At 70.7% G+C, this 22,932-nt stretch carries 20 protein-coding genes and 2 pseudogenes; 9 read left to right on the forward strand and 13 right to left on the reverse strand.

Translation table 11 applies throughout. The annotated features are described in order from the left end of the window. Positions 1–10: 10 nt before the first annotated feature. From ABD374_RS22165 to ABD374_RS22185, 5 genes are all read right to left on the reverse strand, one after another. A complete protein-coding gene (locus ABD374_RS22165; protein WP_344497339.1) occupies positions 11–1,717 on the reverse strand; it encodes a glycoside hydrolase family 13 protein in 1,707 nt (568 codons plus the stop codon). Between the two features lie 99 nt (positions 1,718–1,816). After that, complete coding sequence (locus tag ABD374_RS22170; protein ID WP_344497340.1) at positions 1,817–2,716, reverse strand: sugar ABC transporter permease; 900 nt, start codon at positions 2,714–2,716, stop codon at positions 1,817–1,819. Beyond that, positions 2,713–3,720 carry a carbohydrate ABC transporter permease gene (locus tag ABD374_RS22175; protein WP_425577302.1) on the reverse strand — a complete coding sequence of 336 codons (1,008 nt, stop codon included), beginning with the start codon at positions 3,718–3,720 and terminating at the stop codon, positions 2,713–2,715. The genes ABD374_RS22170 and ABD374_RS22175 overlap by 4 nt, the downstream gene beginning before the upstream one ends. Positions 3,721–3,803: 83 nt before the next feature. Then, positions 3,804–5,081: an extracellular solute-binding protein gene (locus tag ABD374_RS22180; RefSeq protein WP_344497341.1), complete on the reverse strand. Its 1,278-nt coding sequence runs from the start codon at positions 5,079–5,081 to the stop codon at positions 3,804–3,806. Positions 5,082–5,440: 359 nt separating this feature from the next. Beyond that, positions 5,441–6,532: a LacI family DNA-binding transcriptional regulator gene (locus ABD374_RS22185; protein WP_344497342.1), complete on the reverse strand. Its 1,092-nt coding sequence runs from the start codon at positions 6,530–6,532 to the stop codon at positions 5,441–5,443. Positions 6,533–7,169: 637 nt separating this feature from the next. Here ABD374_RS22185 and ABD374_RS22190 point away from each other — a divergent pair. After that, a pseudogene (locus ABD374_RS22190) lies at positions 7,170–7,787 on the forward strand (class I SAM-dependent methyltransferase); the annotation flags it as partial. Positions 7,788–8,108: 321 nt separating this feature from the next. On the opposite strand, the gene ABD374_RS22195 reads toward ABD374_RS22190, so the two are convergent. The 4 genes from ABD374_RS22195 to ABD374_RS22210 all read right to left on the reverse strand — a co-directional run bounded on the left by ABD374_RS22195 (position 8,109) and on the right by ABD374_RS22210 (position 12,316). Beyond that, positions 8,109–9,119 (reverse strand): ABC transporter substrate-binding protein, encoded by a 1,011-nt coding sequence (locus ABD374_RS22195; protein WP_344497343.1) that lies wholly within the window; start codon positions 9,117–9,119, stop codon positions 8,109–8,111. A 16-nt stretch (positions 9,120–9,135) separates the two neighbouring features. Further along, on the reverse strand, positions 9,136–9,909 hold the full coding sequence (locus ABD374_RS22200) for an ABC transporter ATP-binding protein (protein ID WP_344497344.1): 774 nt from the start codon (positions 9,907–9,909) through the stop codon (positions 9,136–9,138). 1 nt (position 9,910) lies between these two features. Further along, positions 9,911–10,930: a FecCD family ABC transporter permease gene (locus ABD374_RS22205; protein WP_344497360.1), complete on the reverse strand. Its 1,020-nt coding sequence runs from the start codon at positions 10,928–10,930 to the stop codon at positions 9,911–9,913. Between the two features lie 492 nt (positions 10,931–11,422). Then, positions 11,423–12,316 carry a class I SAM-dependent methyltransferase gene (locus ABD374_RS22210; RefSeq protein ID WP_344497345.1) on the reverse strand — a complete coding sequence of 298 codons (894 nt, stop codon included), beginning with the start codon at positions 12,314–12,316 and terminating at the stop codon, positions 11,423–11,425. A 309-nt stretch (positions 12,317–12,625) separates the two neighbouring features. Between ABD374_RS22210 and ABD374_RS22215 the strand changes: the two genes are divergently transcribed. Beyond that, positions 12,626–12,796, forward strand: coding sequence for a hypothetical protein (locus ABD374_RS22215; protein ID WP_344497346.1), 171 nt, complete (start codon positions 12,626–12,628; stop codon positions 12,794–12,796). Positions 12,797–12,802: 6 nt separating this feature from the next. Here the strand turns inward: ABD374_RS22215 and ABD374_RS22220 are convergent, their stop codons facing one another. Then, positions 12,803–12,994, reverse strand: coding sequence for a hypothetical protein (locus ABD374_RS22220; protein WP_344497347.1), 192 nt, complete (start codon positions 12,992–12,994; stop codon positions 12,803–12,805). A gap of 188 nt (positions 12,995–13,182) precedes the next feature. Between ABD374_RS22220 and ABD374_RS22225 the strand changes: the two genes are divergently transcribed. The 5 genes from ABD374_RS22225 to ABD374_RS22245 all read left to right on the forward strand — a co-directional run bounded on the left by ABD374_RS22225 (position 13,183) and on the right by ABD374_RS22245 (position 18,252). Then, the gene (locus ABD374_RS22225; RefSeq protein WP_344497348.1) at positions 13,183–13,755 is read left to right on the forward strand and encodes a periplasmic substrate-binding domain-containing protein; all 573 of its coding nucleotides are present in this window, start codon (positions 13,183–13,185) and stop codon (positions 13,753–13,755) included. Positions 13,756–14,012: 257 nt separating this feature from the next. Beyond that, on the forward strand, positions 14,013–14,780 hold the full coding sequence (locus tag ABD374_RS22230) for a class I SAM-dependent methyltransferase (RefSeq protein ID WP_344497349.1): 768 nt from the start codon (positions 14,013–14,015) through the stop codon (positions 14,778–14,780). 15 nt (positions 14,781–14,795) lie between these two features. After that, on the forward strand, positions 14,796–15,830 hold the full coding sequence (locus ABD374_RS22235; RefSeq protein ID WP_344497350.1) for a pyridoxal-phosphate dependent enzyme: 1,035 nt from the start codon (positions 14,796–14,798) through the stop codon (positions 15,828–15,830). A 287-nt stretch (positions 15,831–16,117) separates the two neighbouring features. Beyond that, the gene (locus ABD374_RS22240; protein ID WP_344497351.1) at positions 16,118–16,939 is read left to right on the forward strand and encodes a Rossmann-like domain-containing protein; all 822 of its coding nucleotides are present in this window, start codon (positions 16,118–16,120) and stop codon (positions 16,937–16,939) included. Next, positions 16,936–18,252 carry an MFS transporter gene (locus ABD374_RS22245; RefSeq protein ID WP_344497352.1) on the forward strand — a complete coding sequence of 439 codons (1,317 nt, stop codon included), beginning with the start codon at positions 16,936–16,938 and terminating at the stop codon, positions 18,250–18,252. Before ABD374_RS22240 ends, ABD374_RS22245 begins: the two co-directional genes overlap by 4 nt. 552 nt (positions 18,253–18,804) lie before the next feature. Here ABD374_RS22245 and ABD374_RS22250 read toward each other — a convergent pair. From ABD374_RS22250 to ABD374_RS22260, 3 genes and pseudogenes are all read right to left on the reverse strand, one after another. Beyond that, positions 18,805–19,617 carry a TauD/TfdA family dioxygenase gene (locus ABD374_RS22250; protein WP_344497353.1) on the reverse strand — a complete coding sequence of 271 codons (813 nt, stop codon included), beginning with the start codon at positions 19,615–19,617 and terminating at the stop codon, positions 18,805–18,807. Next, positions 19,614–20,096 carry a DUF6879 family protein gene (locus tag ABD374_RS22255; protein ID WP_344497354.1) on the reverse strand — a complete coding sequence of 161 codons (483 nt, stop codon included), beginning with the start codon at positions 20,094–20,096 and terminating at the stop codon, positions 19,614–19,616. Before ABD374_RS22255 ends, ABD374_RS22250 begins: the two co-directional genes overlap by 4 nt. Continuing rightward, positions 20,074–20,348, reverse strand: a pseudogene (locus ABD374_RS22260) (hypothetical protein). Before ABD374_RS22260 ends, ABD374_RS22255 begins: the two are co-directional and overlap by 23 nt. A gap of 207 nt (positions 20,349–20,555) precedes the next feature. On the opposite strand from ABD374_RS22260, the gene ABD374_RS22265 reads away from it, so the two are divergent. Next, complete coding sequence (locus ABD374_RS22265) at positions 20,556–21,368, forward strand: SGNH/GDSL hydrolase family protein (protein ID WP_344497355.1); 813 nt, start codon at positions 20,556–20,558, stop codon at positions 21,366–21,368. 454 nt (positions 21,369–21,822) lie between these two features. After that, on the forward strand, positions 21,823–22,932 hold a 1,110-nt coding region (locus ABD374_RS22270), incomplete at its 3' end, for a serine/threonine-protein kinase (RefSeq protein WP_344497356.1).

A 22,932-nucleotide genomic window follows, 5' to 3' on the forward strand; every position in this document is an offset into this window, starting at 1 on the left:
GCGGCTCGGTTCAGCAGGCGGTCCACCAGGCGGTGGTGTCGCCCGGCAGGACCGTCTCGGTGGCCACCACGGTGATGCGGACGCTGGAGAGCAGCAGTTCGCCCGGGACGGTGAGCCGAACCGGCTCACCGGTGGTGTTGACGGTGCAGGTGAAGACCGTGCCGTCCGGGGCACGGCGCTCGAAGACGAGTACGCCCTCGGAGCTGTTCAGCCAGCGGAGGTTGTCGGCCCCGCCGAGGGCGGGGTGGCCGCGGCGGATCGCGAGCGCGGCGCGGTAGAGCTCCAGGGTGGAGGCCGGGTCGCCACTCTGGGCCTCGACGCTGAGGGCGGCCCACTCGGCGGGCTGGGGCAGCCAGCTCGGCCCGCCGGTGACGGGACCGAAGCCGTAGGGGGCCTGGGTGCCGGACCACGGGATCGGGACGCGGCAGCCGTCGCGGAAACCGTCCTGGCCGTCGGCCCGGAAGTAGGAGGGGTCCTGCCGAGCCTCGTCGGGCAGGTCGGTGACGTCGGGCAGGCCGAGTTCCTCCCCCTGGTAGACGTAGGCGGAGCCGGGCAGGGCGAGCATGAGGAGGCTGGCGGCGCGGGCGCGGCGCAGACCCAGCTCGCGGTCGCCGGCGGTGCGGATCTGGGTGCCCAGGCCGGGCGGGTTGGCGAAACGGGTGGCGTGCCGGGTGACGTCATGGTTGGACAGGACCCAGGTGGCCGGCGCCCCGACGTGGCGCACGGTCGTCAGGGTCTCGTCGATGACGTGCCGCAGCGGGCCGGCTTCCCAGGAGGTGGCCAGGTACTGGAAGTTGAACGCCTGGTGCAGCTCGTCGGGGCGTACGTAGTTCGCGGTGCGCTCCAGCGTGGGGGCCCATGCCTCGGCGACGCCGATACGGTCGCCTGCGTACTCTTCGAGGATCGTGCGCCAGCCGCGGTAGATCTCGTGCACGCCGTCCTGGTCGAAGCACGGACCGGCGTCGTTGCCCAGCAGCCTGAGCGGGTCGTGGGCGCCGAGGTCGGGCAGGCCGGGGGCCTTGACCAGGCCGTGGGCGACGTCGATGCGGAAACCGTCGACGCCCAGGTCGAGCCAGAACCGCAGGATCGAGGCGAATTCGTCGTGGACGGCCCGGTGGTCCCAGTTGAAGTCGGGCTGCTGGGGGGCGAACAGGTGCAGGTACCACTGCCCCGGAGTCCCGTCGGGGTTCTTCGTGCGGGTCCAGGCGGGACCGCCGAAGACCGATTCCCAGTCGTTGGGGGGCAGTTCACCGTACTCCCCCAGGCCGTCACGGAAGTGGAAGCGTTCGCGCAGGCGGGAGCCGGGGCCTTCGGTCAGGGCGCGCCGGAACCACTCGTGCTGGTCGGAGCAGTGGTTGGGCACGAGGTCGACGATGATGCGCAGGCCCAGCTCGTGGGCGTCCTCGATCAGTGCGACGGCGTCGGAGAGAGTGCCGAACACCGGGTCGACGACCCGGTAGTCGGCCACGTCGTAACCGGCGTCGGCCTGCGGGGAGGAGTAGAAGGGGGACAGCCACACCGCGTCCACGCCGAGCGAGCGCAGGTAGGGCAGACGGCTGCGGACACCGGGGAGGTCGCCCATGCCGTCGCCGTCGGCATCGGCGAAGCTGCGCGGATAGACCTGGTAGATCACCGCTTCACGCCACCAGTCGGCCGGGCGGGCGGTCCCGGCGGCCGGTTCGACAACCGGGTCGGTGGCGGCAAGGTGCTGGGGCATGGAGAAAGTCCTCACGACAGTGGCGCGCGGGCGCCGGCAGGTACGGAGCAGGGGCTTCGCTGCGGAGAAGGGCCACGGAACCCGCGGACGGGGCTCGCCTCAGCCCTTGGTGCCGCCGGCGGTCAGACCGGTGACCAGGTGCTTCTGGACGATGTAGAAGACGAACCCGGCGGGGACGGCGATGAGTACCGACGTGGCGGCCATGTAGTTCCACTGGGAGTTGAACTGGCTGACGTAGGACTGCAGGCCCACCGCGAGGGTGTAGTTGCCTTCCGAGAGCATGAACTTGGAGGCGAAGGCGACTTCGCCCCAGGCGGTGATGAAGGTGTAGAACGCCGCGACCGCCAGGCCGGGCCGGGCCAGTGGCAGGACGAGCCGCCAGAAGGTGCCGAAGGGGGTCAGGCCGTCGATGCGTCCCGCCTCGTCGATCTCGACGGGAATGGTGTCGAAGTAACCCTTGAGCAGCCAGGCGCAGTACGGCACGGCGGTGGAGCAGTAGATGAGGACCAGCCCGCCGTAGGTGTCCAGCAGGCCGATGCTTCCCATGATCTTGTAGAGCGGCACCATGAGGACGGCGACCGGGAACATCTGGGTGAGCAGGAAGGTGTACATCAGCGAGCCGCGGCCCAGGAAGCGGATCCGGGAGACGGCGTACGCGGCACTGGCGGCGATCAGCACCCCGATGGCCATGGTGCACAGGGCCACGATCAGCGAGTTGAGCATCCAGGTGCCGAAGCCGGTGTCCCGCAGGACGTGGCCGTAGTTGGACAGGGTGGGGTTGTCCAGGATGCGGCCGGGGTGCTGGTAGTCGTTCTTGTCCGGGCCGAGCGAGATGTAGAAGATCCACAGGACCGGGAAGACCGCGATGAACGCGGCGGCGACCAGGAAGGCGTGCAGAGAGGCGGAGACGGACCGGCGGCGGTGGCTGCGCGGGCGGTTCGGGGTGCGCGCCGGGTCCGGCACCGGACGGGGTGCGGGCGGAGCGGTGGTGGTGCTCATGCCAGGACCCCCTGGTCGTTGCGCTTGAGCCAGCGGCGGTAGACGCTCGTGAAGACCACGAGGATGGACAGGCACAGGATGCCGACGGTCGCCGAGCCGGCGTAGTCCTGGGGCTGCTGGCCGAAGAAGAGCCGGTAGGCGTAGGTGACGAGGATCTGGACGCTGTCGCTGTTCCCGCCGAACAGCAGGAAGATCACGTTGAACTGGTTGAAGGTCCAGATGACGCCGAGCAGGATCACCGTGCTGCTGACGGGGCGCAGCCCGGGCAGGATGACGTGGACGAAGCGGTGCCAGGGGGTGGCCCCGTCCATCTCCGCGGCCTCGTGGAGTTCCTTGGGGATGGCCTGCAGCCCGCCGAGCATGGAGATCATCATGAATGGCACGCCGCACCAGATGTTCACGCCGATCGCGGCGAACTTCTGCGCGAGGGGGTCGCTCAGCCAGGACGGGCCGGGCAGCCCGACCAGACCCAGCAGCTGGTTGACCACACCGTCGTCGGCCAGGATCAGGCGCCAGCCGAAGATGGTGACGAAGGTGGGCACCGCCCAGGGCAGGATGAGCAGGAGGCGGTAGAGGCCGCGCCCGCGTATGTCGCGGTTGAGCACGATGGCCAGGACCAGGCCGATCGCGTACGTCAGGACGACGCAGGCAGCGGTCCAGATGACCGTCCACACCAGGTGCGGCCAGAACTGGTTGTTGGCCCCGGTGAGGACCTCTGCGTAGTTCTTCAGCCCGACCCAGGAGAAGCTGTCGGGGATGTGGTTGACGCCGATGGTGCGGCCGACGTTCTGGCTGGTGGCGTCGGTGAACGTCAGGTAGATCCCCTGCGCCAGGGGGTAGGCGACGACTGCGGCCAGGACGAGGACCACGGGCACGCACATGGCCCAGGCGTACCAGCGCTGGTCGTAGGAGTTCTTGACGCGGCTGAGGGGGCCGCGACCGGGTCCGGTATTTCGCTGGTGGCGGTTCGTGCGGGCAGGCTTGCCCTCGACGACGGCGGTCATCTGACACCTCGGGACAGGGAGAGGAAGAGGTACGTCGGCGTGGGGAAGCCGCCCTCGCCGAGCGGGGCGGACGGCCCTGTGCGCTAGCTGACGCTGTAGTCCGACAGCAGCTTCTTCGCTTCGGCCGCGGCGTTGTCCAGGCCGCCTTCAGTGCTCTCCTGGCCGGAGAGGATCTTGATCAGCTGGGTTTCCAGCGGGGTGTACAGGGAGCTGTACTCCGGCAGGGCCAGGCGCGGCCGGCCGCTGGACAGGACCTTCTGGTAGCCGGCGATGCCCGGGTTGGCGGTGACTTCGGCGGTGTAGGCGTCACCGCGGGTGGGCAGGGTGCCGTTCTTCACCGCGACCTGGCTCTGCGTCCCGGCGGAGGTCATGAAGGCGATGAACTTCTGCGACGCCTCCTGGTGCGCGGCGTCCGAGCCCGCGTAGGCGACGAGGTTGTGACCGCCCAGGGGTGCCCCCGCCTTGCCGGTGCTGCCGGCCGGGACCGGGGCGATGCCGAGGTTGTTCTTGTCGGAGAACGCCGATCCCTTGAAGACGTTGGCGTTCTCCCACGGGCCCTGGAGGATGGAGGCGACCTTGCCGCTGCTGAAGGCGTCCATGATGTTGGGATAGGCGTTGCTGGTGGTGTCCAGCTTCATCGCACCCTTCGCCTTCACCAGGCCCTTGAGCGTGTCGATGCCCTTGACGGCGGCCGGCGAGTTCAGTGTGATCTTCTGCGCCTTCGGGTCGACCGTGTCGGTGCCCTCGCCGTAGAGGAACGGCATGGCGTAGTAGCCCTGCGGGTTGAACGCGAAGCCGTCGACGCCGGTCTTGTCCTTGACCTTGGCGATGTCGCTCTTCCACTCCGCCCAGGTGGCCGGCGGCTCGGTGATACCCGCCTTGGCGAAGAGCTCCTTGTTGTACATCATCGCCAGGGTGTCGGTGACCTGCGGAATGCCGTAGAGCTTGCCCTCGTACTTGCCCTGCTCGACCAGGCCCGGCTCGAACTCGGCGACCTCCTCCCCCGCGGCGGTACCGTCCAGCGGGGCGAGGTAGCCGGACTTCGCGAAGCCCGGGGTCCAGCCGACGTCGGCGCGCAGCACGTCGGGGGCCCCCTTGCTGCCCGCGGCCGTCTGGAACTTGGTCTGCGCGTCACCGAAGGGCACGCTGACGTAGGTGACCTCGATGTCGGGGTTGGCCTTCTCGAAGTCCTTGACCAGGGCCTTGTACGTCGGCGCCTCGTTCGTGGCGTCCGAGGTGTCCCACCAGGTGATGGTCACCGGACCGGAGGCGTCCCCCGCGTCGGAGGCACCGCCGGAACAGGCACTCGCGGTGATGGTGATGGCTGATATCAGGGCGGCTGCGGCGATGCCACGGCGCATGGGGACTCCTCGGTGGAAAGGCTGATCCGACAACGGTGGGCCCGGTACTGCCGCCGGCAGCGGGGAAGTAGCCGGCGGCAGTGCGCGAGCGCAGCTCCCGTACGTCCGTGCACGGGAGGCCGGGCCGCGGGAACACTTCCTCACCAGGAGGAGGGCACGTCGTGCCTCGTTTTCTGGTGGGGCGAGAGCTTTGCGAGCTCTTCGTGCCGCAGACGTTAGCAGGTTATTAACAGCAGTTAGTTAACGGTTTTGTAACGTGCCGGCCATCCTGCGGAGCGGCGGTGGGACACGCGGAAAGCCGCCCCCGCGACGGTCCGGGGACCAGGGCGGAAGGGCGGCGCCGAAAAGGAGGTGCGGGATCAGCCGCCCGGGCCGGAGAGCCCCGGGCCGGCGGCGGGCCGGGCGCTGGAGTCCCGGACGACCAGGTGGGTGCCCAGCAGTTGATGGGGGTGCTGGTCCTCATTGCGGATCGCGGAGAACAGCAGGTCGGCCGCGGTGCGTCCCTTGGTGGTGATGGCCTGGCGGATGGTCGTCAGACGCGGACGCGTCCACGACGACTCCGGCAGGTCGTCGTATCCGGTCACCGTCACGTCCCCGGGTACGTTCAGCCCCAGGTCGTGCAGGGCGTCGACGGCGCCGAAGGCGAGGATGTCCGACATCGCCACGATCGCCGTGGGAGAGGTCGAGGCCATCAGCGACTTGGCGGCATGGAACCCGTCCATCCGCGTCGCGGGCACCTCCGTCAGCCGGACGTCGTCCAGGCCCATGCCGCTCTCGGCCAGCGCGCGGATGATCCCGGCGATACGGCGGGCCAGCGGACCGCGGTAACCGCGCTCGGCGTGCTCGGGCCCCGGGTCGATCGAAAGGAGCGCGATGCGCCGGTGCCCCAGGTCCAGGACATGGCGCATGGCCTCGTACGCCCCGCCCTCGTCGTCCACGTCGACGCTGGGGACACCGTCGTGCGCGCTGCTGTCCACCAGGACGAAGGGGATCCCCCGCCGGCGCAGCTCCGCCACCTCACCGCGGTCGTGCTCCAGACCGCACACGATGAAACCGTCGACGGCCGCGTAGGGAATCGCCTTCAGCATCGAGTCGCGCAGCGGCGGGGTGAGCAGCAGCGTGTACCCCTGCTCGTCGCACACCTGGCCCACCCCGGTGAGGAACCTCGCGTAATACGGGTTCTCCAGCACCTTCGCGAGATTCTGCGGCAGCAGCACACCCAGCGACTGCGTCTGCCCCGCCTTCAGCATGCGAGCCAGCGTGTTGGGGACGTAGCTCAGTTCCTGGGCCGCCGCCAGAATGCGGTCGCGGGTGCCCTCGGAGAGCTTTTCGGGGCTGTTGAACGCGAACGACACCGCCGACCGCGACACCCCGGCGGCCTTGGCCACGTCGTTGGCCGTGGGGCGTGACCGCCCGCCGCCCGGCGCCGTCCCGGCCGAAGTGGTTCGCATGTCGGTCCCCCGAATCCTCAACGATTACTAACGGTATAACGCCCGGGCGATGCCGCGCGACACCGGCCACAGATACGGATGGTCCTACCACGCCCCTCCCGGAGCCTCGATCGGCATTAACCCATTAATAACTTGAGTTAGCAAACTGTTCGTCAGCAAACGGCCCCCCGTAGCGGACGAGGGTGGGGCCGGAATCCAGGGTTGACGACTGACGCCGCCCACCTGGCCGTGCCGGCGAGTGCCGGCGAGTGCCGGCGAGAGACCATCGCGCCGGATCCGGAGGCAGTGAAGGGGGATCGTGGATGTGACTGATGGTGGTTTCGCCTGCTCAGCCACTGCCCGGTGTGGCCGGGCAGGCGAGGGGAGACGTACTGGCGCACGGATCGGACGGACCGGGTCGCCGGGGTGCGGGAGAACGTCAGTGAGCAGGGCCGGCATGACTCCTGGTGCGCGGCTGAGGGTGCCGGCCGGCAGGCGGTAGATCCTGCGAGCCGTGTCCGGCAGGTCCTCGCACGGCCTGGTGAGGCTCAGCCTCGTGGGCGGGGACCGCCGGTCAGGAACTCGTGCCGTGGACGGCCGAGGTGTCGGGCGAACTCGACCGTAGACGTCGCGGCCTCACGACGTACGAAGCGGCCGGGCGCTCGTCATCGGCAGCGGGCGCGGCCTTCTGGCCCGCAGCCTCGCCCGGCTCGGTTTCGAGGTCGTCGCCACCGACTCCTCCCCCGCCGCGACGGCCCTCGCCCTGGACGCGGACGGTGGTCTCGGCGTCACATACCTGACGACGCCCGCCGAGGAACTCGGCCTGCCGGGCGACCCCTTCGACCTCGTGTACTGCGCCGACACCCTCGAGATCACCGAACGGCCGGACGCGGTCCTCGCGCAGGCGGCACGTGTGCTGCGCCCCGGCGGCGCCTTCGTCTACGACACGGTGAACCGCACCCCCGTGTCCCGCCTCATCTGCCTCGGTGCCTTCCAAGCCTTCCCGGGGACACGGATCATGCCCCGCGGCCGTTACGCCGCACACCGGCTGCGCCGCCCGGCGGAGCTCGCCGAAGCCCTCGACCGGGCAGGGCTGTCCGCGAAGGACGTCTCCGCGTTCAAGCCGCGCGACGCACGGAGTCTGGTGCGCGCGACGCGCGGGCGAAGGCGTGGCACGCTGACCGACGATCAGCTGCCGGAGCTCGTCGACATGGTGCTCGAACCGGAGGGCAACCCGGTCGTCACATATCTGGGGTATGCGCTGTACCGGGCATGAGCCGTGCTCCCGGCCCCGGACCGGCCATCGCGGACGCAGCCTGAGATAGCGTCGGTACATCGGAGATGACATGAGGGCTGATCGTCGGACTCTCGCACTCCGGCGGGCAGGCAGGGCGAGGCAGCGGCGGAGTCCGGGAACCGGCCCTCCGCCACCCGCCCGTTCGCCTGCCCGCGATCCATGCCACTGACGGTGACGGCTGCCGCGACGCGGTTCACCGCGGCGCTTTCCCCGACGGGGCAGCCGCCCGGGCTCAGCACTCGCGGCTCGGAGCGCCGGGGCCGTGCGGATCGGACACGGCCCCGGCGCGCTGCGACTCGGTCAGCTCTGGAGCTCAGCCAGGTACTTCGCGAACTTCTCCAGGCCGTCGATGTTGCGCGGCCCGCTGACGCCCTCGTTGTAGTCCAGGATGAAGAAGTTGTTCTTCCTGACGGCAGGCAGCCCCTTCGTGTGGGGGGACTTCTTCAGGAAGTCGATCTTCTTCTGGGCGGGCAGGTCCCCGTAGTCGAGGATCATGATGACTTCCGGCTCCGCTTCGGCGACGGCCTCCCAGTTCACCTGCGTCCACCGCTGGTCGAGGCCGTCGAAGACGTTCTTTCCGCCGGCGGTCTTGATGATGTCGTTGGGCGGGACCTGGTTGCCCGCGGTGAAAGGCTGGTCGGTGCCCGAGTCATAGAGGAAGACCGGCATCGGATCGCCCTTGGGCGCCTTCGCCCTGACGGCCTCCACGCGCTTCTTCAGCCCACCGACGACCTCATCCGCCTTGTCCTCGACCTGGAAAATCCTGCCCAGCCGATCGAGGTCGGTGTAAAGGGCTTCGAAGGGGGTGAACTTCTCCGGGTACTTCGGGTAGTTGAAACAGCTCTCGCTGTGCATGAAGCTCTGGATCCCGAGCTTGTCCAGGATCTCCGGGGTGATGCCCCGCTCATCCTTGAAGCCCGAATTCCAGCCGGCCACGACGAAATCGGACTTGGCCTCGACGACGAGTTCCTTGTTGAGGAGATCGTCACTGAGCATCTTCACCTTGGCGTAGTCGCTCGCCCACGGTGACTCCTCCACCGGCGGGTTCGCCGGCGGCATCACGTAGCCGTACACGTGGTCGGCCAGGCCGAGGCTGAACAGCTTGTCGGCGCTTCCGCCTTCGTACGCCACGGCGCGCTGGGGAACCGTGTATGCGACCGGCTCACCGCACCTCTTGACGGTGACCTTCTCGGGCGCCTTGGCGTCCGGTTCGATCTCGGCGCCGCAGCCGCTGAGCAGCAGGGCAGCCGCGAGCGCGGAGCCGAGGGCGGTGTGCTGCCGCACCGGGCCGGGGAATCGGTTCATGATCATGACGTGGTGATGCCTTTCACAGGAAGGGAGGGAGCGAATACAACAACTGCGGATCACCCGTCAGCGGGTGGGACACGATGCTGGCCTTGACGCCGAACACCTCGTCGACGAGCTCCGTGGTGAGGACGTCCTCGGGCGTGCCGGTGGTGACAAGGCGGCCTTCGCAGAGCACGCCGATGCGGTCGCAGGCGGCTGCGGCGAGGTTGAGGTCGTGCAGCACGACCAGGACGGTGAGCCCTGAGCCACGCAGGAGCGAGAGCAGTTCGACCTGGTGGCGTACGTCGAGGTGGTTGGTCGGCTCGTCGAGTACCAGGATCTTCGCCTCCTGGACGAGCGCCCGGGCCAGCAGGACACGCTGGCGTTCCCCGCCCGAGAGCGTCAGGACTCCGCGCCGGGCGAGGTGGCGGATGTCGAGCTGGTCCATCACCCGTTCGCACAGCTCCCGCTCTCGGCGGTTGAGCGCCTGGTTGCCCTGAAGATGCGGTGTGCGTCCGAGTGCGACGACCTCGTCGACCGTGAAGTCGAGGTCGACGGAGCCGTCCTGGGTCATGGCCGCGATGACCTGCGCGGAGCGGCGCATCGTCAGGCCGGAGAGTTGCTTCTCGCCCACCCAGACGGTGCCGGAGCTGGGGCGGAGTGCGCGGTACACGCACCTGAGGGCGGTGGACTTCCCGCTGCCGTTCGGACCGACCAGGCCCACGACCTGGCCGCTTGCCACGTCCAGGGACAGGTCACGTACCAGGCTCCTGCCGTCGGTCACCACCGAGAGTCCGTCAAGCCTGAGGTCCATCTCAACGCCCTCCGAACATGTAGCCCTTGCGGCGCATCAAGGTGATGAACACCGGCACCCCGACGAGCGCGGTGATGACGCCCAGGGGCAGCTCGCGCGGTGCCACCAGCGTCCGGGACACCAGGTCGACCCACACCATGAAGATCGCTCCGGCCAGTGGCGCCACGGCCAGCACGCGGGCATGGGTGGCGCCGACGACCATGCGCACCAGGTGGGGCATGACCAGTCCGACGAAGGCGATGGCGCCACTGACGGCGACCATCACTCCCGTCACGAGCGAGGCCAGGACGAGCAGGGCCTTGCGGTGCCGGTCGGGGTTGATGCCCAGACTCGCGGCGGTTTCGTCCCCGAGGGCCAGCACGTCCAGCGCCCGGCCGTACCGGTACAACACGACCAGGCCGAGAACGACGACCACGGACACGACCGGGAGCGCACCCCAGCTCGCGGCGCCGAAGCTGCCCATCGTCCAGTACAGGACCATGCTGGTCGCTTCGCTGTCCGGCGCGAAGTAGATGATCAGGCTCATCACGGCCTGGAAGCCCAGCGACATGGCCACGCCCGTCAGGACGAGACGCAGCGGGGAGAGCGCGCCCCGGCTGGAAGAGGCGACATACACCAGGAGCGACGCGACCAGGGCCCCGATGAAGGCACCGGCCGACACCGCGTAGACGCCCAGCGCCGCCAGTCCCCCGGTGACCGTGACACCGACGGCTCCGACGGACGCGCCCGAGGAGACGCCCAGCACGAAGGGGTCGGCGAGCGCGTTGCGCACCATGGCCTGGATGGCCACGCCGATCGCGCTCAGCCCGGCCCCCACGAGCGCCGCGAGCAGCACCCGTGGTGTACGGATCTGCCAGATGATCTGGTAGGTGGTCACCTCGTCCGCGGCGATGCGGCCGCCGCTGACAGCCGCCCACACATATCGGACGGTCTCCCCCGGCGTGATCACGGCGGCCCCCAGACCGATGGCCACCACGACCGAGGCGAAGAGGACGACGAGCAGAACGGCGCAGGCAAGCACCAGGTCCTTACGGGAGGCGAGCCGGCCCTTCACACCCGCCGCGGGTTCGGGGGGTGCCGCGTCGGCTGACGTACCGGCGCCGCTGCTCGCCGATGGCGGGGAGATTGCTGGCGGTGACATAGAGCTGGGCCTTCCAGATTGAACGGAACGTACTCATCGGGCTCGTGGCGTCCGCCCGTCGCCCCGGGCGGACGCCAGTACTGCGCCGGTTATGCGGAAGCAGACGCGCCGCTTGTCTCTTTCTCGTCCGCCCGGCCCGCGCGACGCAGTGGGACGGTGGTCCTCAGCGCCACGACGACCAGGGCGCCGAAGACCGCGACGGCCCGGGCAGCCGGCCGGGGCCGCGCCCACGAGCACTCCGCGACTCTGCGCAGCGGCGTTGAGGCGGCTCGTTGTCGCCCCGTTCGCTGATCTGGTCAGTGATCTTGTCGGGGTGGCCCCCGGTCACGGGCTCCGGGGCGAACAGGCGGCGGGACATGAATCTCCTGTAGGTCAACCGACCCGCGGCGCCGGCCCGATGGGCTGGCCGGCGGTCAGCGAGGGGCGGGCGCCTCGGGGACAGCGAGGCGGGGCGACGCGGCGGAGAGTCCCCGTGCCCACAAGCGCGGAGAAGCCGATCGTGTCGCGGCCCTCGGCGAGCAGGCCCGCCGCGAACCGCCGGCGGACACGCTCCACCGCGGCGACGGACAAGCCGTCGAGCAGACCCTTCAACCTGGTGCCGGACACCAGGGACCACAACAGGTCGGGACCCCCGGGCACAGCGAGCGGGACGTACTGCACCTCGATGGATGACAGCGAGCGGGCCGCAAGCCAGTCCCGGAACAACCGGGGTGTGCCGACGGGTTGGAGCGGATCGGCCGGGCGTGGGACACCGGCAGGGCGCGGCCGCTCTGGCGCGACGGCCCGATGGATCAACTCAGGCAGCGACTCAAGCGTGCCCTGGGACCAGATGGCCGCGGTCAGCCGGCCGCCGGGGCGCACCAGCTTCAGCAGTCGCTCTGTTCCCGCCGCCCCGTCGGGGAACGAGGAAATCCCGAGCGAGCACATCACGGCGTCGTAACCACCACGGGGTGAGGGCCAGTCGAGGACGTCGCCGTGCGCGAAGCGCACGTTGGCGAGACCGCGGACCGCGGCCCTGGCGCGGCCCCGCTCGAGCGAGGACTCCGCGAGGTCGACTGCGTCGATCACGCCGTACGGGCCGACCTGCTCGGCGGCCGGAATCGCGGACGCCCCCGAGCCGCACCATGCGTCGAGCACGTGCACACCAGGACGCAGGCGCGCAGCCTTGACGGTCGCCCTACCGATCGGCGACCACAGCGCGCTGAACAGTCGGTCGAAGCTCTCCGCTCCTTCTGCCAATCCGGCGGCCACGTCGCGCAGTTCCATGCAAGCTCCCGTCCGAGGGTGACAGCGAGACCAGCGTATATGAAAACGATAATCAGTACTACTCCCCCGACGGCCATCACCACGCCAAGTCGCGGAAGCCGTCGCGGAGACTGGCCAAGCGGCGCTTCCGCACGGCGCGGGACCGGAACCGGTGGCAGCCCACGAAAGGGGGGAGGTGCCCAAGGAGCAGCCCCCCCCCGGTCATGCCGACTCCGCGCGCGGCCCAGCACGGACCGCCCCGACGGCCGCGGCTCCCCCCGCCTCACGTGGCGGCGGGAGGCCGCGCTCCAGGCCCTTGAGGAACAGGACATGTTCGCCAGCCCTCAGGAGTTTCACCGGCTCCTCCGCGACCAGGGCGATCGAGCCGGCCCGAGCGCCGCACGCCGGGCCTCCGCCGCCCCGGAACGCCTCGATCCGGCCGACGCCGTACGTGACGGCGGAGGAGACCGGTCCCACCGGCGCCGGGACGTCACGCCGTAGGCATCATCAGCCGCACCCCTCGGACGCGAGCACCTCGACCTTCCGGCAGGCGGACAGCGCGAGCGCCTTTCGCAGGATCCCCGGAGAGGCGCGCCCGGCCTCTCGGGCGGCCTCACCGAAGTCCGGCGGCGTGACGTTGCCCGGCCCGTCGGCCCCGGCCACACCGAACGCCGCGGGCGCTACGGGTGACGGAGGCACCGCAGCCGACCGTCAGGAGGCCCCCGCAGGCGGGCAGGGCGAAGGGCGGTGACCGGTCCGTCCGCTGAACGACCATCAACCGATCTTGACAATCATTTTCAGTTAATGGATGCTGCTCGAGCCCCGCCCCCTCCCCCGCCCGGCGGCCGCGGTGCGGGGACCCCACCACGTGATCCGCTGGGAGCAGCATGTCGATCTTTCACGAGCGCCGGGAATTCCCCGGCCTCACCGGCGCCGCTGCCGGCGTCCTGGCGCTTACCGGGTGCGGTGCCGGCAGCGGTGGTCCGGCGGTGGACGACAAGGGCGAGCCCCGGCGCGGTGGCCAGTTCCGCGCGCTGTTCACCGGGGGCGGCGAGCGGGAGACCACCGACCCCCACGCGGAGGCCCTGGCCATCGAGATGACCCGTACCAAGGCCCTCCTCGACCGGCTCGTGGACCTGGACGCCACCGTGGCGCCGGTGCCGCGTCCCGTCCGGAAGCGGGGGTCCAACGGCGACGCGGCGGTATGGCGGTTCACCCTGTGCGAGGCGCTGTTCCACGACGGGAAGCCGCTGACTCCCGAGGGCGCGCTGTTCGCCTTCGGCCGTGTCCCCGCCCTGCTCGGCACGCTGGGCACGGCCGTCGTCAGTTCCCGTTGCGCCGACCCGGCCGGGCCCGTGGGAACGGGGGCTTGCGCGCCGAAGTCCTTCCGGGCCGGGCGCGCCTTCGTCGCCGAACCGTTCGACGACCACTGGGACGGCGGCGTCACGTCGACGAGCTGAGGATCCTGTCCGCCGACGTCGACGCCCGGAGCAGCGCCCTGCGGGCCGGCAAGGCGGAGTTCGGCTACGAGACGGCCCCGGCCCTCACCCGGACCGTGCAGGCCGACAAGTCGGTGCGGACCCTGGCGGCGAAGGGCGGCGCCTCGTAGGCGCCACGGATCCCGGTACGGCCCTGGTGCCGCTGATCTGGTCGCACCGGCCGCACCCGGCCCCTGACTTCACGAGCTTCCACCCCAGACCCCGACCACGGAGGACCCATGACCGACCGGACCGCAGCCGGCGCCGCAGCATCTCAGGACGATGCCCGCGCCCTGCTGGACTCGCTGCCCGACACGCTGCCCCCGGACGAGATCCTCGCGATCAACAGCTCCAAGTCCGACATCCACACCACCCGGACGTACGACTACAACGGCTGGGCGTTCACGCTGCCGCCGGGCGTCTTCAAGCCGGGCGACACCAGCCGTATCGTGCACGACCGGCTGCTGGACGGCACGATCCCCGTCAAGGGCAGGTCGTACGCGGCCATGGGCGTCGGCCTCGGTGTCGAGGCCGTCATCGCCGGCACGCTCGGGGCGCGGGAGATCTACGCGGCCGACGTCCACCCGGACAGCGTGGCGACGGCCGCAGAGCACTACCGGCGCATCGTCGGGGACCGGCCGGACACCGTCTTCCGGCCCTTGGCGTCCAACCTCTTCGAGGAGTTCCCGGACTCCTCCCGGCTGGACGTCATCACCTTCAACCCGCCCGCGGTCTCCACACGGACCAGCGACGATCCGACCGTGGTCCGCAACGTCTGTGTGGGCGCCGAGATCGTCACGCGGTTCTTCGACCAGATCGTCACACGCGACCTGCTCGCACCCGAGGGCGAGGTCTACCTGATCGTGTCCAACACCGCGGAGCTCAAGCGAATCGTCGGCTACGGGATGGACGCCGGGTTCCGGCCCGAGATCCTGCACCGCCAGACATGGGAGGGCGACGACTGCCAGGCGTACCTGTTCAAGCTCATCCGTCACCACGCCGCCTGACCGGGAGGACAAGACATGCACGAGCACATAGCCGAGGCCGTCAAGGAACCGGACGTCGTCACCGTCCCCCCGGGCGCGATCTGTCTGCGTTTCGAGACGATGAAGCTGTACTCGGCCCTCGGCGCCGTACGCCACCTGCTGGACACCGGACAGGTCAAGCCCGGTGACACCCTCGTCGACAGCTCCAGCGGCATCTACGCCCACGCGCTCGCCCTGACCTGCCACCGCTACGGCCTCCACTGCCACATCGTCGGCTCGACGACGGTCGACCGCACCCTCCGTGTCCAGCTGGAGATCCTCGGCGCCACCCTGGAGCAGGTCCGCCCCTCCAAGAACCTGCGCCTGGACCAGAACCTGCGCGTCGAGCGGATCGGTGAACTGCTGCGCGAGAACCCGCACTACCACTGGATGCGGCAGTATCACGACTCCATCCATTACCTGGGTTACCGCGACGTCGCCGACCTCATCCGCAAGGAGGTCCCGGAGGGCCCCCTGTCGCTCGTCGGGGGCGTGGGCACCGGAGCGTCCACCGGCGCCATCGCCACGTACCTGCGCGAGGCGGGCCGGGACGTGACGCTCGTCGGAGTGCAGCCGTTCGGCAGCGTCACCTTCGGCGCCGAGCACGTCTCCGACCCGGACATGATCATCGCCGGTATCGGCAGCTCCATCCCCTTCCAGAACGTCCGGCACGACCTGTACGACCGCGTCCACTGGGTGAACTTCGACTACGCCATGTCCGGCGCCGTCGAACTCCTGCGGGCCAGCGGCATCTTCGCCGGCCTGTCGGCGGGGGCCGCGTACCTCGCCACGCTGTGGGAGCGGAAGCGCGACACCGGCCGGACGTACGTCTTCCTCGCCGCCGACACCGGACACCGCTACGTCGACAGCGCCTACGCCCACCACACAGGCGCCGCGGGCCTCGGATCGATGCGGCCCCATGAGGTCACAGCACAGGACGAGTTGCGGCACCCGTGGTCGGCGATGGACTGGCCGCCGACCGACAGCGTGCTGCTGCGTGGCGGTCCTGTTCTGGTGCCCGAGAGGGCCTAGCGCCGCGGACCGGTCCGAGCCCACCGGCCTGCCGGCGGACACCGCGCGCACCGAGGTGAGCGGCGCGGTGACCGTCGAGGCACCGGCCGGCTCCGTCCTGATGTTCCCGGGCTCGTCGTGCACCGCTCCGGCCCCGACCGGACGGTCCGGGACCGGCGTTCTCTCCTGCTGTGCTTCCAGCCCGCCGGGCGCCCCGGGCTCCCGGCGCTCCCCCACCGGGCGGAGCGGCTCGCCGACCTTCCCCGACTTCCCCTCCCTGTTGTCAACATCCCGGAGAAAGAACCGATATGTCTCCCTCACAGCCGTACTCCGTACCCGAGCTCCAGCAGGCCGTCCTCGACGGCGATCTCGGCCCCCGTCCGCAGGAGCTGGCCGTCACCAGCGCCTTCTGGCTCCACCACACCACCCGGCTCGCCGGGAGCCAGGTCACGTACCGCAACAGCTATCTGCTGATGAGGTCCGGTGACGCCTTCGGCGCCTGCTCCTTCGAGGCCGGCGAGGTCACCCCGGACTTCTGCGCCGACGCCTCCGGGCACACCCTCGACACCCTCATCCGGCACGACTCGGCGCCGGTGCGCGTCGCCGCGCTCGACGCCTACCTCGGACGCGTACAGCCGCATCGCAGCGCCGCGAACGCCGAGACCGTCACCCTGCCCACCGGAACGCCGGAGGAGCGCGCGCAGGCCAGGGACGCGGCCGTCGCCGGACTCCTCGACATCGCGCCCGGGGCGAAGGTCGCCCTCATCGGCGTGGTCAACCCGCTCGTCGCCGCGATACGCGAGCGGGGCGGTGTCCCGCTGCCCTGCGACTTCAACCTGCGCACCACCCACTGGGGCGACCCCGTCACCGACGACATGACGCAGGTGCTCGCCGAGGCGGACGCCGTGGTCGCCACCGGCATGACCCTCAGCAACGGCAGCTTCGACCGGATCCTCGAGCACTGCCGCAAGCGGGAACTCCCGCTGGTGGTGTACGCCCAGTCCGGCAGCGCTGTCGCACGCGCCTTCCTGGGCGCCGGCGTGACCGCGCTGTCCGCCGAGCCCTTCCCCTTCTCCCAGTTCAGCGCCGACGCCACCGCGCTGTACCGGTACCGGGCGGAGCAGGCATGAGCAGCGAGACCCAGGGTGCCGCGGCCTCCCCCGAGGCTCCCGGTGAGACCGTCGGCGCGGCCGTGGGGCAGGTTGTGGCGGACGACGGAGCCGTACCGGGCGATCTGAAAATGACCCGCCTCCTCTGGCCGTTCATGCTCGCCTCGGCCGTCGGGCTGGTGCCCTTCACCATCTACAGCACCTTCCTGGTGCCCATCGCCCACGCGGCGGACGGCGGCGTCGCCGCACTCGGCCAACTGCGCGGCCTCGGCGGCCTCGCGGCCCTGGCCGTGGGCACCGCGCTGGCACCGCTGATCGACCGCGTGCGCAAGGAACGGGCGGCCGCGGGCGGACTCGCCGTCCTGGCCGTCTCCGCCGCGCTCGGCGCGAGCGGCGACTTCCTGATGCTGGCGGCCTTCTGCCTGCTCGTCGGCGCCGGTACGGCGGTACTGAACCCGGCGCTCACGGCGGCCGCCGCCGACCGCTTCGACAACGACGCCGCCGCGGGCCGCGCGGCGACCCTGATCACCGCCACCCAGTCGCTGACGGCCCTCCTCGCAGCGCCGCTCGTGGCCCTGCCGGCCCTGCTGTGGGGCTGGCAGGGCGACCTGTGGGCCATCGCCGCGATCTCGTCCGTGCTCGCCCTGTACTTCCTCCTCCGGGGCCGTCGCGACGATGACGATACGGACGGTGCGGCCGGGAAGCCGGCGGACCGGGTGGAGAGGCCGGGCTACCTGGAGTCGTTCCGGCTGCTGGGAGCCCTGCCCGGAGTGGTCCCGCTGCTGCTGGTCGCCATGCTGCGGACGGCGGCCTTCATGGGGTACCTCGCCTACCTGGCTGCCTTCTACGACGAACGCTTCAGCCTCGGGCCCGAGACGTTCGCGATCGTGTGGACGCTCAGCGGCACGTCGTTCTTCCTCGGGAACCTGTTCGCCGGACGACTGCTGAGCGCCGAACGGCCGAGGATCCCCAGCGAGCGCCTGATGGCACTGGCGCTGCTGGTGGCGCTGTCCGCCCTGGTCGGCGTCTTCTTCACGCGGTCACTGTTCCTCGCCCTCCCGCTGACGGCACTGGTCGGCGCCGGACACGCGACGGTGGCGGCCTGCGTCACCACACTGCTCGTACGGCGCTGCGGCTCCCTGCGCGGCACGGCACTCAGCGTCAACGCCGCCGGAATGAGCTTCGGTGTCTTCCTCGGCGCCGGGCTCGGCGGCGTGGGGCTCGCGCTCGGCGGGTACCCCGGTACGGCGGCGGTACTGGGCGGGCTGACGCTCGTGGCACTCGTCCTCGCCCGGGTGGTGGCCCGGTCCACTCCTCCGCCCGCCGCGGCCTGAGACACCGCAGCGGGCCCCGCGCACGGCATGCGGTCGCTGTCGGTCCGGGGCCTGCGAGCCGTGGCAGCCCGCTCCGCAGGCCCCTGGTGTCGTACCGCAGGGACGATGTTCATCAGGGAGTCGGTCGTGACGGTCACAGGGACGGAGACCAGTCGGCGCACGACACACCGGCGCGCCGCTGCCGGGCAGGCTCTCGTCGACTGCCCCGGCTTCGTGTCCGCCCGGGAACTCCACGCGCTGACGGGCGAGGCGGGCGTCCGCGCAGGGCTCACCACCGTGAACCGGCCCGCTGCAGGACCTGGAGCGGGCCGGCACCGCCGACGCCGTACGGAACGACGCCGGCGAAAGGCTCCACCGGCAGCACCCGGGCACCGGGCACCGTCATTACCTCATCTGCCGGCGCTGCCGCCGGAATCAGCTCCTGGACGCTGACGTCGTCGAGCGCCGGGTCGCCGATGCCGTCCGGGGCCGCGTCGATGCGCAGGGGCGGAGCCGGAGTCGCTGCGGGGTGGGTTCCCGCACGTTCCCATGACGCACACCACGCATCGGCTCTCAGTGGGCGTCGGCCGTGCGCAGGGTCAGGATGCGCGCGGTGCGCTCGCCGTTGTGTGCGTCCCGGCCGTGCCAGCAGCGGTAGTTGTCGAGGACGAGGATGTCGCCCTCGGCGAGCCGGAAGCGCGGCAGTGACGGTTCGAGACGGTGGACGGCTTCGTGGAAGCGGACCAGCATGGCGCGTACGTGCTCGGTGTCGGGATCGCGGTGCAGTGGTGCGGCGCCGCCGGTGCGGCGGACGATGCGCCGGCCGGTGCGCGTGTACTCGACGTGCCGGCCGACGCGCGGGGTGGCGGACAGTCCGCGCAGCCCCGCCCACTCGCCGTACAGGTCGACGTCGGTGCCGGTGAGGAAGTCCAGGAGGGCGGGGTCGGTTGACGCGAGGTCGTCGACGAAGCCGTACGCGTCGACGGCGAAGGAGTCGCCTCCGGAGGGAGCGGGCCGGACGCACTGGATCAGGACGTGGTCCTCGTCGGGACCGCGCCGCCTGCTGAGTACACCGCCGACGTCGACGACGACATCGAGGCTGTCGGCGTGCAGGTGGACCGGATCGCCGTCGCGCGAGGTGCGCACGCGATGCGGGAACAGTTCGCGCAGGCGGCTTCCGAACAGGTGGGCCGCGGCGACGAACAGGGCGTCCGGGGTGTTCTCGTGGCCGGTGAGGACGACCGCTGCGTCCCGGGTCAGCAGGGCGCGGGCCTCGGGTGCGCGGTCGGCGGGCACGCGAGCCGGGACGACACCCGCGGGTGCGGCGGGCGCGGAGGGGTGGAGAGGGTGGCCGGGTGAGTGCGCGGCCGGCGACAGTCGGTTCATGGGGTGCTCCTGGTCTCCTCGTCGGCACGGGAGGCGGGTCGGTGGAAGAAGCGGCGGGCGGTGGGCACGAGGGCGGCGACGGCCGGTGCGGCGAAGCAGGTCAGAGCAGAGACCGCGAGGACGCCCCGGGTACCGAAAGTGTCGGTGGCGGGGGCGATGAGGGCGAGTCCGAGCGGGGCGAGGCCGTAGGAGGGCAGGAAGTCCAAGGAGGACACACGGGCCGGCTTGTCCGGTGCGACCTCGCACTGGGTGGCGATCCGGGCGCGGCGCATGACCACGCCGCGGGCGACCGCGTCCTTGACGAGCGGCGGCCACTGCGGCCAGAACGAGCGGGCCGGGTCCAAGTTCGGGCTGCCGGTGCGCAGGAAGGTCTCGCAGTCGTCGGCTTCGTCGCCCACCGCGTAGACGTCACGCGTCTCCAGACGGACACCCGTGTGCCGGGGAGTCGCAAGGAGGTCAGTGAACGTCGCGCTGCTCAACGGCTCGCTCCGCCGCATCGCACGCCTCCCTCGGAATCGGCACCATCCGGGCCGGGATGCGGATCACCGTCCCGTGCGCCGGGATTCCCGTCACGTGACCGGGCCCCACTCGGTTCCGCCCACCATCGCCTTCAGCCGCGCTTCGGCTTCTTCGCCTTGCAGGACCAGGTCGGCGCCCTCTTCTCCCACCCACGCCGTCGGCGATCCCCCGCCTCCGGCGTCCGGGCCGATCCCGACGAACCGTAACGTCATCGCGCGCTCCCGCGTCGAGTCGGTTGCGCACAGGTGCGCAACGACCGTCCCGCGCACCGGCACCCTCGGTCAAGGACGCGGCTTGGCGGGCTTCCACAGCGGGTGGGCCACCCGGTTTCCCTGTCTTCGCATCCATGGGCACGCCTCCGACGCCTGCTACTTTGCGTTATGAATACGCATCACGCAGTGACAATCAGGGGAGTACCCGTGCGCAACCGCGTTATCGCCGTCCTGGCCGCCCTGCCTATCGTTCTGGGGGGTGCTCCGGCCATCGCGGCGCCGACCGCCCAGGACGAGACCCGCTACGTTGCCCTCGGCGACTCCTACGCCGCCGGCAATGCCGCAGGCGCCTACGACACGACCAGTGGCGCCTGCCGTCGCAGCACCCGCGCCTACCCCGCCCTGTGGGCCGCGCAGCATGCGGTGAGCGACTTCCGGTTCGCCGCGTGCAGCGGGGCAACCACCGCCGACGTGCTGCGGCAGCAACTGCCCGCCCTCAGCCGGAACACCACCCTGGTCACCCTGACCATCGGTGGCAACGACCTGGAGTTCAGTGACAGCACCACGTCCTGCCTGCTGCCGACGTCCACCGACGCCGCCTGTGACCGGGCACTGGACGAGTCGGAGCGCCTGCTGCGCGAAGAGCTTCCGCAGAAACTGCAGGAGACTCACCAGGCGATCGAGAAGGCGGCGCCGAACGCGAAGGTCGTGGTCACCGGATACCCGCATCTCCTGGAGACCGGAAGCCAGTCGTGCACCGTGGGCACGCCCGCACGACGGATGCGGTTCAACTCCCTCACCGACGAGACGAACGAGCTGACCAGGGAGCTGGCCGAAAAGCAGGGTTTCCTCTTCGCCGACGTACGCGACCCCTTCGACAGCCACGGCATCTGCACCACCACCGGCCGGCAGGAATGGATCACCCGCCTCACCCTGCCCACCTGGGCCTCCTTCCACCCCACCGCCACCGGCCACGCCCAGGGCTACCTTCCGCCCGTGACCGCGGCGATCAACGGCTGACCCGGAGACGGAGATGCCCGTCATCACCTTGTGCGCGGAGTCGGTGAGGAGCGTCCGGGGCGCGTAGCCGCCCCAGCCCCCGCTGGTCAGGAAGGGCTGGGGGCCGTTCCCGGGCCGCGGAGGCCGAGAGTCCACTCGGCCGAGCCCGACAACCCCGGTTCCCCAGACACATCGAACCCGTCTCAAGCGAGTGGTGCTGAGCGCCGGACCACCCCCGACTGGGGGTGCGGTGGGCAAGACGCGGACGACCGACCCACCCGTCGGCCGCGTTCCGGGGCACTGCGCGTGTCCTGATCCGCATACGGCAGCCGCGGCCGCCCGATCCTGTCGGCGCGGCCCGCGCCGTCTCCCTGCCGTGGTCCGACCACGACTGGGCCGCCGCGTGGGTCGTCCCGCAGACAGCCGATGTCCCGCCTCATCTGGCATGTTCACGCAGCCTGTAGATTTGGGCTCCGTGATCAACAGTAACGGGCACACGGTCGTCGCCGAGCGGTACGTACTGACCGAACGGCTGGGCAGCGGCGGAATGGGCACCGTGTGGGGTGCCTGGGACCATCTGCTGCAGCGCGCGGTCGCCGTGAAGGAACTGCACGTCGTGGCCCATGGCGAGGAGCAGCGGGCACGGATGCGCCGGGTGCTGACGGAGGCGCGCGCCATCGCACGGGTCTCCCATCCTCATGTGATCGACATCTACGACCTGGTCGAGTACGACGACCGGCTGTGGATCGTGATGGAGCTCGTCTCCGGTGGCTCACTCGCCGATCGCCTCAAGGCGGGCGGTCCCCTGCCGGCGGCCGACGTCGCCCGACTCGGGCTCCAACTGCTGTCCGCTCTGGATGCCGTGCATGCCACTGGAGCGCTGCACCGTGACGTGAAGCCCGCCAACGTGCTGCTACGGGCCGACGGCAGCGCCGTGCTCACCGACTTCGGGATCGCCGCGCTCGCCGACCAAGCGCACACTGCGACCGGCGGAGTCGTCGGCTCGGTCGAGTTCATGGCCCCCGAGAGAATGCGGGGCCTGCCCGCCGATGCCTCCAGCGACTTCTTCTCCCTCGGTGCGACACTGTGCTCGCTGGCAACAGGCGCACCACCCTTCGCCCGCCCGGAGCCGACGGCAGTCATGCACGCCGTCGTCTACGAGCCGCCCGAGGTCGCACCGAGCGCGGGCGCCCTGCGCGGCATCATCGAAGAGCTGCTCCACAAGGAACCCGCCCAGCGGCCGGCCCCCGCCATGATCGCTCATGCACTGCGATCAGCCATCGCCCAGGAGGACCGGCCTCTGCAGCCCACCCGGCGCCATGCCCCGGTCACCGCCAGGCGTCGCCGTGTCCGGCCATGGAAAGCCGCCGTCCTGGCGGGGGTGCTGCTGGTGGGCGGAGTCGGGGCGGGTCTTTACTGGACGGCCGGCAGCTCACGCGCGCCGGCAGCCGGCGCTGAGGCGAAAGCCACCCCGCATCAGATCGATGCGGTGATGGCGGTGCCGGGAGCCGAGGACCGGTTCTGGGTGTTCTCGGGCAGCCGGTACGTTCTGCTCGAAGCCGGTGACAGCCCGGCGGCCGCGCGC

This window comes from Streptomyces enissocaesilis, assembly GCF_039533765.1.
Taxonomy (GTDB): Bacteria; Actinomycetota; Actinomycetes; order Streptomycetales; family Streptomycetaceae; genus Streptomyces; species Streptomyces enissocaesilis.